Here is an 11,923-nt window from a genome sequence, read left to right as displayed (position 1 = left end):
TTTCCCGTATCTGCACGCTGCGGCAGCGCCGCAAAATCGTGTAGACTCTGACGATGGCCCGATTTTCCCAGTCCACCCTGACTGCTGTTGCTGCCCTGACCGCTACCCGCGGCCCGGTCGGCACGATTTCGCTCGGCCAGACCGCAACGACGATTAAAACCATTATTAAAACCGCGATCGCCTAGATCCGTTCGTCGTGCCTGCCCGTCTTCCCCGCGCAGCCACGCCGGGCGAGGAAAATGGCGGGGAAGTAAAAATCACATCCGAGGTAAATCATGATTGTAGGTCTCGTCGGTTGGCGGGGAATGGTCGGCAGCGTCCTGATGCAGCGCATGCAGGAAGAGCGTGATTTCGACCATATCGAGCCCGTCTTCTTCAGCACGTCCAATGCCGGCGGCAAGGCGCCCGCCATGGCGAAGAACGAAACCACGCTGAAAGATGCCAATGACATCGAAGCGCTGAAGAAGTGCGACGTGGTCGTGACTGCCCAGGGCGGCGACTACACCAACGAGGTTTTCCCCAAGCTGCGCGCGGCCGGCTGGAAGGGCTACTGGATCGACGCGGCGTCCTCGCTGCGCATGAAGGACGATGCCATCATCGTGCTGGATCCGGTCAACCAGGGCGTGATCAAGGACGCGCTGTCCAAGGGCGTGAAGAATTTCATCGGCGGCAACTGCACGGTCAGCTGCATGCTGATGGGCCTGGGCGGCCTGTTCGAGGCCGACCTGATCGAGTGGATGACCTCGATGACGTACCAGGCCGCATCGGGCGGCGGCGCGCAGCATATGCGCGAGCTGCTGACCCAGTTCGGCACCCTGAACGCCTCGGTCAAGCCGCTGCTGGACAACCCGGCCTCGGCCATCCTGGAAATCGACCGCACCATCCTGACGACTCAGCATGGCCTGTCCGCCGAAGAAACCAAGCAGTTCGGCGTGCCGCTGGCCGGCAACCTGATCCCCTGGATCGACAAGGACCTGGGCAACGGCCAGTCCAAGGAAGAATGGAAGGGGGGCGCCGAGACCAACAAGATCCTGGGCCGCGGCGAGGGCTTCCTGGGTGCGACCGGCGCCACGCCGATCGCCGTGGACGGCCTGTGCGTGCGCATCGGCGCCATGCGCTGCCACTCGCAGGCGCTGACCATCAAGCTGCGCAAGGATGTGCCGCTCGATGAGATCGAAGGCATGCTCGCCGCCCACAACCCGTGGGCCAAGGTGGTGCCGAATACGCGTGAGGCCAGCATGACCGACCTGACGCCCGCTGCCGTGACCGGCACGCTGACCATCCCGGTCGGCCGCCTGCGCAAGATGCAGATGGGCGGCGAGTACCTGTCGGCCTTCACCGTGGGTGACCAGCTGCTGTGGGGCGCGGCCGAGCCGCTGCGCCGCATGCTGCGTATCCTGATCGAGTCCTGATCCGGGGCCCCCGCCTGTTGCCTGGTTGCGTCCGTTGCAGCCAGGCAACAGAATGCACCGCTTTGCCGACAACGCCGCGCCCATGCGCGGCGTTGTTGTATCCGGGCGCCTATTTCCCCGGGCGATGCGTCACAATACGCCGGCATGCGCCTCGCGCCGGCAGTTGCCGGCGCCGCTCGCGCGGGCTGGCAAAGGGGCCGTTCAGAATGTCCCGCCAGCCGGGCGGACCTGGTTTATGGGGTCGGTTTGTCGATTTATATCGCTACTAAAACATAACGGAGCACAAGGTGAGTGTGAGCCAACATCGCCGGAAAGATGCGCCTACTGCCCGTCAGCGCTGGTCAACGCTGGCCGTCACGGCACTGGGCCTGCTGCTTGCGCAGCCGGCCGCATATGCCGCGGGGTTCGGGCAATTGCGGGTTCAGTCGAATCTGGGGCAGCCGCTGCAGGCTGAGATCGACATCAGTGGGGTCAGTGCCGAAGAGGCCGCCGGGCTCAATGTCAAGCTGGCGTCGCCAGCGGCGTATGCCGCGGCCGGGCTGACCTACCTGCCGGCTGTCAGCAGCCTGCGGCTGGAGGTGGAGCGCCGCCCGAACGGCAGCTATGTGGCCCGGGTCCGCTCCAGCCAGCCGATCAGCGAGCCCTTTGTCGACATCCTGGTCGACATGAGCTGGGCCAGCGGCAAGGTCTCGCGCGCCTATACCTTCTTGCTTGACCCTGCCGGGGCCAAGCCTTCGAACCAGACCTTCTCGCCGGCGACGGTGATGCAGGCGGCGACGCCGGATGCGCCTCCCGTAGCGGCACCGGCACCTGCCGCCGCGCCGGAGCCTGCGCCGGCCCAGGTAGCTGCGCCCGCCGCGGCCGCCGAGGCAGTCAAGCCAGCCGCGCCCGCGCGCCCGGCCCGCCAGAGCGCAAAGCGGGCACCGGCGCAGGCCGCCAGTGGCAGCACCGAGATGGCGCCCGGCGGCGGCTACACGGTGCAGCGCGGCGACACGCTATACGCCATCGCCGGCGAAGCCGTGCAAGGCCAGGAATCGGTCTCGCTGGACCAGATGCTGGTGGCGCTCTACCGCAACAATCCCAACGCCTTTATCGGCGGCAACATGAACCGGCTGCGCAGCGGTGCGGTGCTGCAGGTCCCGACCCAGCAGCAGGCGCAGGCCGTCGCACCCAAGGCCGCCCGCCGCGAGGTGGTGGCGCGCACGCAGGGCTTCAATGCCTACCGCAGCCGGCTGGCCAGCGCTGCCGCGGCCAAGTCGGTCGAGCCCGACAGCGGCCGCCAGCAGTCCGGCAACGTGACCGCCCGGGTGCAGGAGCAGGCCGCCCCGACCGACGGCCCGCGTGATGAACTGAAGCTCAGCAAGGCCGCGCGTGGCGCGCAGGCCGACGCCGCGGCCAAGGCCGAAGCCGGCGTCGCGCGCGAGCGTGAGCTCAAGGAGGCGCAAGCCCGCCTCGCGCAGCTGGAAAAGAACGTCGGCGACATGCAGAAGCTGCTCGAGCTGAAGAACGCCGAGATCGCCAAGCTGAGCCAGGCCAACCAGACGGTGCTGGCCGAGAAGGAAAAGGCTGAAGCCGCGGCCAAGGCCGCGGCGGCGGCGCCGACCGTGGTGGCGGCCCAGCCGCCGAAGGCCGATGCCGTGGCCCCGGCGCCGGTTGCGGCCGCCGCGACGGCTGCCGCAACCGCAGCAACCGCAGCCAGCGCCCCGGCAGCGGCCGGCGCCAGCGCCGCGGACGCCGTGGCGCCCGCGGCAGCCTCCGCCGTGGCAGCCGTCCCAGCCTCGCAGCCGGCTGCGGCCATCCCTGCCAGCGCAGCGCAGGCCGCAGCCGCCGCGTCGGCCCCCGCGGCCAAGCGCCCGCCGGTGTTGGCGGCCCAGCCCGAGCCGGTGCCCCAACCGTCGTTCATCGATGGCCTGCTGGCCAACCCCATGCTGCTGCCCGGCGGTGGCCTGCTGGTGGCGCTGCTGGGCGTCTATGCGATCTATCGCCGCCGCCAGCAGCAGAAGGCGGGCGAGGCGACCGGCTTCGGCGACAGCATCCTGTCGCAGGAAAGCACGGTGATGGCCGGTGCCAATTCGCTGTTCGGCACGGCCGGGGGGCAGAGCGTCGACACCTCGCAGCACAGCGTGTTCGGCGCGGACTTCCGCATCGGCAACAACACGCCAGAAGCCAACGAGGTCGACCCGATCGCCGAGGCCGAGGTCTATATCGCCTATGGGCGCGATGTGCAGGCGGAGGAAATCCTGCGCGAAGCCCTGGAGAAGAACCCGGAGCAGCAGCCGGTGCGGCTCAAGCTCCTGGAGATTTACAGCAACAGACAGGATGTGGAAGGTTTCCGCGTGATTGCAGAAGAAATGTTCGCCCAGACCGGCGGACACGGGGCGGAATGGCTGAAGGCAGCAGAAATGGGGCGCGCGCTCGAGCCGGGCAACGCGCTCTTCCTGGCGGTGACGCCCGAAGCGGCGGGGCCGGATACGACATCGCCGGCAACCGACCAGTGGCGCACCCAGGACCCGTCGCAGAATCCGGCCTCGATCGCGCGGCTGGAGCCGTCGCTGGGTGACCTGGCGCTGCCGCTGGATGCCTTCCCGGCCCCGGCGGCCGGCGAGCCGATCGTTGCGCCTGCTTCCGCGGCGATGGTATTTGGCGCTGACGCGCACGACGCCGGCGAGCCGGTGCGGCTGGATCTCGGCCTGCCTGGCACCGGCGCCGACCCGCTTGCCGACGACGTGCCCACCCTTGACACGCCGACCCGTAGCCGTCCGCTGGAGTTCGACATGTCGGGGCTGTCGCTTGACCTGGGCAGCGCCGCGCAAGCCGACGCCCGCGGCAAGGATGTGCTGGACGAGGCCACCATGCCGCTGCCCGCCACCACTATGCTGCGCGACGGCAAGCTGGCCGAGCCGATCGACCTGTCGCGCGTGGCGCCTGAAACCGGCGGCGACCTCACGCACGGGGGGTCGCCGAGCACGCTGTCGGTCGACGGCGTGGACGGCGGGCGGGACATGCAGATCAAGCTTGACCTGGCTCGTGCCTATATCGAGATCGGCGACAAGGAAGGCGCGCGCGAACTGCTGCAGGAAGTGGTCGAGCAGTCGCAGGACCCGCTGCAGGCGGAGGCCCGTTCGCTGCTGCAGGAAGTGGCCTGAGCTATCATTGACGGTCCGGCCGCGGCACGCGCTGCCGCAGCCTGAAGCGATGCGCCGGAAGCGTCCCTTCCGGCGCATTTGCTTTTTCGGCGGACCTGGCGTGAACCATTGCGCCCGGACGTACCCGCCGCCTTGCCCGATCCCCTGACATGAACCGCATCGCTCTTGGCCTGCACTACGACGGCGCCGCCTTTTCCGGCTGGCAGTCGCAGCCGCACCGCAATACCGTGCAGGATCACCTGGAAAACGCCATCGAGCGCTTTGCCGGGGTGCGCCTGCTGACCACTGTGGCGGGGCGCACCGATACCGGCGTGCATGCGCTCGGCCAGGTCATCCACCTGGACACGGCGCTGGAGCGCGAGCCATTTTCCTGGGTGCGCGGCGTCAACGCCTTCCTGCCGCCGTCGATCGCGCTGCAATGGGCGCTGCCGGTGGACCAGGGCTTCCACGCCCGTTTCCTGGCGTTCGAGCGCATGTATTACTACGCGCTCTACACCGGGCCGCACCGCGTGCCGCTGGTGCACGGCCGCGCCGGCTACCAGATGCTGCCGCCGGGTCAGCGGCTGGATGTCGACGCCATGCGCGAGGCCGCCGCGTGCCTGGTCGGCGAGCACGATTTCTCCGCCTTCCGCGCCGCCGAATGCCAGGCCAAGTCGCCGGTCAAGACCATGTACGACGTCACCATCAAGGATGACGGCAACTGGGTGTTCCTGCGCTTTCGCGCCAGCGCCTTCCTGCACCACATGGTGCGCAACCTGATGGGCTGCCTGGTGGCGGTGGGGCGCGGACGCTACCCGGCGCCATGGCTGGCGCAGGTGCTGGCCGGGCGCGAGCGCAAGCTGGCGGCGCCGACTTTCATGCCGGACGGCCTCTACCTGGTCGGCGTCAAGTATCCTGATCCTTACCAGATCCCCGCGGCCGATCCGTCCGCGAGCCTGTTCCATGGAGTGTTCGATGACGCAGCCTGAGGCCGCCGACGGTAGCACGGCGGGCAGCACAGTGCACATGCCGGCCCGCACCCGCATCAAGATCTGCGGTCTGACGCGCGAGGACGACGTGCGCGCCGCCGTGGACGCCGGCGCCGACGCCATCGGGCTGGTGTTCTACCCGAACAGCCCGCGCTACGTCGACGTGGCGCGCGCCGCCGCGCTGGCCGAGGCCGCCGGGCCGTTCGTGGCGATCATCGGGCTGTTCGTCAATGCCGACCTGGAAGACATCGCCCATGTGGCCGAGCGCGTGCCGCTGACGCTGCTGCAGCTGCACGGCGACGAGACCCCGCAGTTCTGCTCGCAGGCGTCACAACGCTGCCGGCTACCGTTCCTGCGCGCCGCCCGTGTGCGCCAGGGCCTCGATTTGGTAGAATTTGCCGATCAATACCGTGATGCCGCTGCCTTGCTGCTTGATGCCTTCGTCGAAGGCTACGGCGGTGGCGGCCACGTCTTCGACTGGACCCTGATTCCCCCGGCATGGCTTCCGCCTACTCCCCCGGTACCAGCTACCGGCAACCCGAACGCAAGCGGCGCTCCTCGCATCGTTTTGAGTGGTGGGTTGAACGCGCAAAACGTCGCTGGTGCGATTGAACGCGTGCGGCCCTACGCTGTGGACGTCAGCAGCGGGGTAGAGGCCGCCAAGGGCGTGAAGGACCACGCCCGCATCGCCGCGTTCGTGCGTGCTGTGCGCAGTGCCGAGGCAGGATGAGCCGGGCCGTCTCCCGCGTCTTTCCCCATGCCGCCTATGGCCTGCCGCATGCGCGCACACGCATCGCAGTCAACCATGCGCCCTTGCCGGATGAGGCAAGGCCGCTGTTCCGAAGAGTCTAGATATGTACGACTTGCCCGATTCCCGTGGCCATTTCGGCCCCTATGGCGGCACCTTTGTGTCCGAAACGCTGGTCCACGCGCTCGATGAGCTGCGCGAAGCCTATGCGCACTACCAGAAGGATCCGGAGTTCGATGCCGAATACCGCCGCGAACTGAAGCACTTTGTCGGCCGCCCGTCGCCGATCTATCACGCGCAGCGCTGGAGCGAGACGCTCGGCGGCGCGCAGATCTACTTCAAGCGCGAAGACCTGAACCACACCGGCGCGCACAAGATCAACAACGTGATCGGCCAGGCGCTGCTGGCCAAGCGCATGGGCAAGCCGCGCGTGATCGCCGAGACCGGGGCAGGGCAGCACGGCGTGGCCACGGCCACCATCGCCGCGCGCTTCGGCATGGAGTGCGTGGTCTACATGGGGGCCGAGGACGTCAAGCGCCAGGCTGCCAACGTCTACCGCATGAAGCTGCTGGGCGCCACCGTGGTGCCGGTGGAAAGCGGCTCGCGCACGCTCAAGGACGCGCTCAATGAAGCCATGCGCGACTGGGTCACCAACGTCGAGAACACCTTCTACATCATCGGCACCGTGGCCGGCCCGCATCCGTATCCGATGATGGTGCGCGACTTCCAGTGCGTGATCGGCGAGGAATCCAAGGTGCAGATGCCGGAGATGACGGGCCGCCAGCCGGATGCCGTGATCGCCTGCGTCGGCGGCGGCTCCAATGCCATGGGCATCTTCTACCCGTATATCGAGCACCAGGACGTGCAGCTAATCGGCGTGGAAGCCGCCGGCGACGGCCTGGACACCGGCCGCCACGCGGCCTCGCTGACCGGCGGCACGCCGGGCGTGCTGCACGGCAACCGCACCTACCTGCTGCAGGACGCCAACGGCCAGATCATCGAGACCCATTCGGTGTCGGCCGGCCTGGACTACCCGGGCGTGGGCCCCGAGCATGCCTGGCTCAAGGACAGCGGCCGCGCGCAGTACGTGCCGATCACGGATGAGGAAGCGCTCAAGGCCTTCCACGACTGCTGCCGCATCGAGGGCATCATCCCGGCGCTGGAATCGAGCCATGCCATCGCCTACGCCTGCAAGCTGGCGCCGACGCTGCCCAAGGAGAAGCTGCTACTGGTGAACCTGTCCGGCCGCGGCGACAAGGACATGCACACCGTGGCCGAGCGCGCGGGGCTCAAGCTCTGATGCGCGCGCTGCCTCCGACCGGACTTGCCGTGGGCGGCGCGGGTGCACCGGATGCGTCCGGTGCGCCCGATTCCGCCCAGTTGCGCCTGTTCCAGGAAGACATGTTCGAGGGCATTGCCCGCCTGCCGGACGGCTCGGTCGACCTGATCGTCGCCGATCCACCCTACGGGCTGGGCAAGGACTACGGCAACGATTCCGACCTGCTGTCGGGCCAGGAGTATCTCGACTGGTCCGAGCGCTGGATGAACGCGGTCGTGCCCAAGCTCGCGCCCAAGGGCACGCTCTACCTGTTCTGCACCTGGCAGTATTCGCCCGAGCTGTTCGTGATGCTCAAGCGGCGCCTGACCATGATCAACGAGATCATCTGGGACCGCCGCGTGCCCAGCATGGGCGGCACCACGCGCAAGTTCTCGTCGGTGCACGACAACATCGGCTTTTTTGCGCGCGCGCGCGACTACTACTTCGATCTCGACCCGGTCCGCATTCCCTACGACCCCGAGACCAAGAAGGCGCGCAGCCGTCCGCGTTTCGAAGGCAAGAAGTGGCTGGAGGTGGGCTACAACCCGAAGGACCTGTGGAGCGTCTCGCGCATCCACCGCCAGGACCCGGAGCGCGCCAACCACCCGACGCAGAAGCCGCTGGAGATCGTCGAGCGCATGGTGCTGTCAAGCTGTCCGCCGGGCGGCCTGGTGCTGGATCCGTTCGCCGGCAGCGGCACCACCGCGGTGGCCTGCCTGCGCCACGGACGGCGCTTTGCCGGCTTCGAGATCAATCCGGAGTATGTGCAGGTGGCATGCGATCGCGTGTCTGCCGCCGCTGCAGCCCTTGCCGTCACGAATGCAGCCGCCGAGCCTGCCGCCACCCCAACCCTGGCCGCCGCCAACGACGATGTCTCGCCGGCGCCGCGGCCTCACCTGATTCCCTGATATGTCCCGTATCCAGAAGACGTTCGCGGCGCTGGCCGCGCAGCAGAAGAAGGGCCTGATTCCGTTTATCACCGCGGGCGATCCCGAGCCCGGCCTGACCGTGGCGCTGATGCACGCGCTGGTGGCGGGCGGCGCCGACGTGATCGAGCTGGGCGTGCCGTTCTCCGACCCGATGGCCGACGGCCCGGTGATCCAGCGCGCCTCCGAGCGCGCGCTGGCGCAGGGCGTGTCGCTGACCCAGGTGCTGCAGTGGGTGCGCGAGTTCCGCCAGACCAATGCCGACACCCCGGTGGTGCTGATGGGCTACGCCAATCCGATCGAGTGCATGGGCGAGCAGGTCTTTGCCACTGCCGCGCGCGAGGCTGGCGTGGACGGCGTGCTGGTGGTCGACTATCCGCCCGAGGAGTGCGAGTCGTTCGCCACGCTGATGCGCGACAACGGCATGGACCCGATCTTCCTGCTGGCGCCGACTTCGACCGATGCCCGCATCGAGGCCGTGGCGCGCGTGGCCAGCGGCTACCTGTACTACGTGTCGCTCAAGGGTGTGACCGGCTCGGCCGCGATCGACCTGGACAGCGTGGCGGCGCGCCTGCCGCTGATCAAGCAGCATGCCAACCTGCCGGTGGGCGTGGGCTTCGGCATCCGCGACGCGCAGACCGCGCGCGCGATCGGCAGCGTGGCCGATGCCGTGGTGATCGGCAGCCGCCTGGTGCAGCTGCTGGAGGACACCCCGCGCGAACAGGCGGTGGCGACGCTGCAGGCGTTTATTGCCGAGATCCGCCAGGCGCTGGACAGCTGAAGTGATGTAATGCCGGCCCGGCAAACCTTGTGGAGTGATGTTTTGTGCGCAAATCGCGCGTTGCGCTTCGAGGTCACCGGGCCGGCATGGTAAATTCGCGGGTTGATTCCCTGCCATCCGCCAACAGGCGTCCCGACACCGGGCTTGCCGGCGGACCGCAGTCATCCGAAAGGAGCTTTCATGAGCTGGTTGGATAAACTCCTGCCCCCCAAGATTCAACAGACCGACCCCAGCACCCGCAAGGGCATCCCTGAGGGGTTGTGGGTCAAGTGCCCGTCGTGCGAGTCCACCCTGTACCGGACCGACGTCGAGGCCAACCTGCACGTCTGCCCCAAGTGCGACCACCATATGCGCATCGGCGCACGGGCGCGCCTGGACGGGCTGCTGGACGCCGAAGGCCGCTATGAGATCGGCCAGGAGATCGTGCCGGTCGACGCCCTCAAGTTCAAGGATTCCAAGAAGTACCCGGACCGCATCAAGGCCGCCATGGACGACACCGGCGAGACCGATGCCATGGTGGTGATGGGCGGTGCCATCCACACCATCCCGGTGGTGGTGAGCTGCTTCGAGTTCGAGTTCATGGGCGGTTCGATGGGCTCGGTGGTGGGTGAGCGCTTCGTGCGCGGCGCGAAGGCCGCGCTGGAGCAGAAGGTGCCGTTCATCTGCTTTACCGCCACCGGCGGGGCGCGCATGCAGGAAAGCCTGCTGTCGCTGCTGCAGATGGCCAAGACCACCTCGATGCTGAACCAGCTGAGCGCGGCCAAGCTGCCGTTCATCAGCGTGCTGACCGACCCGACCATGGGCGGCGTATCGGCCAGCTTCGCCTTCCTGGGCGATGTGGTGATCGCCGAGCCCAAGGCGCTGATCGGCTTTGCCGGCCCGCGCGTGATCGAGCAGACCGTGCGCGAGAAGCTGCCGGAAGGCTTCCAGCGCTCGGAATTCCTGATCCAGAAGGGCGCCATCGACATGATCGTCGACCGCCGCAAGATGCGCGCGGAACTGGCGCAGCTGCTGGCGCTGCTGCAGAAGCAGCCGGCCGACGCGGTGGCATAACAACGTCTGCATGGCAGATCAAGGGCGCGGGTGGTTGACGCGCCTTTCGCTTTTCTTGGCCGCCCCGGCCGCTATCTCGGGGCCGGGCGCAAGCCCGGCCTTGACTTTGCCGCTGGCTGGCCAAATCTGGTAGCAACAGCTTTTCCTCGCACCCCACATGCCTGTCTTCCATACGCTCCCCGAATGGCTTGCCCATCTCGAAACCGCCCATCCCGTGGGCATCGACATGGGCCTGGCGCGCATCACGCGCGTGAAGGAGGCCCTCGGGCTGCGCATCGACGCTGTGGTGTTCACGGTGGGCGGCACCAACGGCAAGGGCTCTACCTGCGCGATGCTAGAGCGCATCCTGCTGGAGGCCGGCTACAAGGTGGGCTGCCATACCTCGCCGCACCTGATCTCGTTCAACGAGCGCGCCCGCATCAATGGCGAGATCGCCACCGATGCGCAGCTGCTGCCGCATTTCGAGGCGGTCGAGCGCGCACGCAACAGCTTTGCCGACCCGGTCAGCCTGACGTACTTCGAGTTCACCACGCTGGCGATCATCCATGCCTTCGCCGCGGCCGGGCTGGACGCGATCATCCTGGAAGTAGGCCTGGGCGGGCGGCTGGACGCGGTCAACGTAATCGATACCGACTGCGCCATCGTCACCAGCGTCGATATCGACCATACCCAGTACCTGGGCCATACGCGCGAGGAAATCGGCTTCGAGAAGGCCGGCATCTTCCGCCCGGGCGTGCCCGCGATCTGTGGCGACCCGATGCCGCCCAAGTCGCTGGTGGCGCACGCCGAAGCGGTCGGCGCCGAGTTGTGGCTGGTGGGGCGCGATTACCATTTCCACGCCGCCAAGGGCCAGGAGCGCCAGCAATGGGACTGGAGCGGCGGCGGGCGCAAGCTTAACGGCCTGGGCTACCCGGCGCTGCGCGGGGCCAACCAGCTGCTCAACGCGGCGGCGGCGCTGGCCGCGCTGCAGGCCATGCGCCCGCGCCTGCCGGTCAGCGCACAGGAAGTGCGCAACGGGCTGGCCTTTGTCGAACTGCCGGGACGCTTCCAGGTGCTGCCGGGGCGCCCGGCGGTGATCCTGGACGTGGCGCACAATCCGCATGCGGCGGCCACGCTGGGGCAAAACCTGGAGAACATGGGGTTCTTCCGCTACACCTATGCGGTGTTCGGCGCGATGCAGGACAAGGACATCGCCGGGGTGCTGCAGCACGTGGCCGACAAGGTCGACCACTGGTGCCTGTGCGACCTGCCGACCGAGCGCGCCGCCAGTGCCGCGGACCTGCTGGCCAAGCTGGAGGCGGGCGGATTCCGCCCCGGGCCGGACGCCACCGCGGCCTGCTTTTCCAGCCCCGAGGCGGCATTCCGCGATGCCATCGAGCGAGCCACCGAGAATGATAGAATTCTGGTCTTCGGATCGTTCTATACCGTCGCCGGCGTGATGGCCTATCGTGCCACGCAGGCTAACTGAAGCAGGCGCCCCGGCGCCCGCTGACCTGGCAACCCCGGCGGCCTTGGCCGATCAATGAGCGGCAAACGCAACGAGCGGCCCCACAAGGCCGTATCACCGAACC

10 protein-coding genes are annotated in these 11,923 nt (G+C 68.0%); all 10 read left to right on the top strand.

Features of this window, described 5'->3' with window-relative positions; translation table 11 throughout:
- Window positions 1–53 precede the first annotated feature (53 nt).
- The 10 genes from KB879_RS40235 to folC all read left to right on the top strand — a co-directional run bounded on the left by KB879_RS40235 (window position 54) and on the right by folC (window position 11,820).
- Window positions 54–185 carry a hypothetical protein gene (locus KB879_RS40235; protein WP_013957414.1) on the top strand — a complete coding sequence of 44 codons (132 nt, stop codon included), beginning with the start codon at window positions 54–56 and terminating at the stop codon, window positions 183–185.
- 90 nt (window positions 186–275) lie between these two features.
- Window positions 276–1,412 carry an aspartate-semialdehyde dehydrogenase gene (gene asd / locus KB879_RS25000; RefSeq protein WP_211979974.1) on the top strand — a complete coding sequence of 379 codons (1,137 nt, stop codon included), beginning with the start codon at window positions 276–278 and terminating at the stop codon, window positions 1,410–1,412.
- A 287-nt stretch (window positions 1,413–1,699) separates the two neighbouring features.
- Window positions 1,700–4,558 (top strand): FimV family protein, encoded by a 2,859-nt coding sequence (locus KB879_RS24995; protein ID WP_211979973.1) that lies wholly within the window; start codon window positions 1,700–1,702, stop codon window positions 4,556–4,558.
- A gap of 149 nt (window positions 4,559–4,707) precedes the next feature.
- Complete coding sequence (gene truA, locus KB879_RS24990; protein ID WP_013957411.1) at window positions 4,708–5,526, top strand: tRNA pseudouridine(38-40) synthase TruA; 819 nt, start codon at window positions 4,708–4,710, stop codon at window positions 5,524–5,526.
- Entirely contained in the window at window positions 5,513–6,256 is a 744-nt protein-coding gene (locus tag KB879_RS24985) for a phosphoribosylanthranilate isomerase (protein ID WP_211979972.1), read from the top strand. The genes truA and KB879_RS24985 overlap by 14 nt, the downstream gene beginning before the upstream one ends.
- Before the next feature lie 124 nt (window positions 6,257–6,380).
- Window positions 6,381–7,574 (top strand): tryptophan synthase subunit beta, encoded by a 1,194-nt coding sequence (gene trpB / locus KB879_RS24980; RefSeq protein ID WP_211979971.1) that lies wholly within the window; start codon window positions 6,381–6,383, stop codon window positions 7,572–7,574.
- The gene (locus KB879_RS24975; RefSeq protein WP_010814635.1) at window positions 7,574–8,500 is read left to right on the top strand and encodes a site-specific DNA-methyltransferase; all 927 of its coding nucleotides are present in this window, start codon (window positions 7,574–7,576) and stop codon (window positions 8,498–8,500) included. Before trpB ends, KB879_RS24975 begins: the two co-directional genes overlap by 1 nt.
- 1 nt (window position 8,501) lies before the next feature.
- The gene (trpA, locus tag KB879_RS24970; protein ID WP_013957408.1) at window positions 8,502–9,299 is read left to right on the top strand and encodes a tryptophan synthase subunit alpha; all 798 of its coding nucleotides are present in this window, start codon (window positions 8,502–8,504) and stop codon (window positions 9,297–9,299) included.
- Between the two features lie 180 nt (window positions 9,300–9,479).
- Entirely contained in the window at window positions 9,480–10,352 is an 873-nt protein-coding gene (gene accD / locus KB879_RS24965) for an acetyl-CoA carboxylase, carboxyltransferase subunit beta (protein WP_013957407.1), read from the top strand.
- Between the two features lie 157 nt (window positions 10,353–10,509).
- Window positions 10,510–11,820 carry a bifunctional tetrahydrofolate synthase/dihydrofolate synthase gene (gene folC / locus KB879_RS24960; RefSeq protein ID WP_211979970.1) on the top strand — a complete coding sequence of 437 codons (1,311 nt, stop codon included), beginning with the start codon at window positions 10,510–10,512 and terminating at the stop codon, window positions 11,818–11,820.
- Window positions 11,821–11,923 lie beyond the last annotated feature (103 nt).

It is taken from the genome of Cupriavidus sp. KK10 (assembly GCF_018223725.1).
Classification (GTDB): Bacteria; Pseudomonadota; Gammaproteobacteria; order Burkholderiales; family Burkholderiaceae; genus Cupriavidus; species Cupriavidus necator.
Note: the sequence above shows the minus strand (reverse complement) of the source record. Positions and strands in the feature narration are given on the sequence as shown.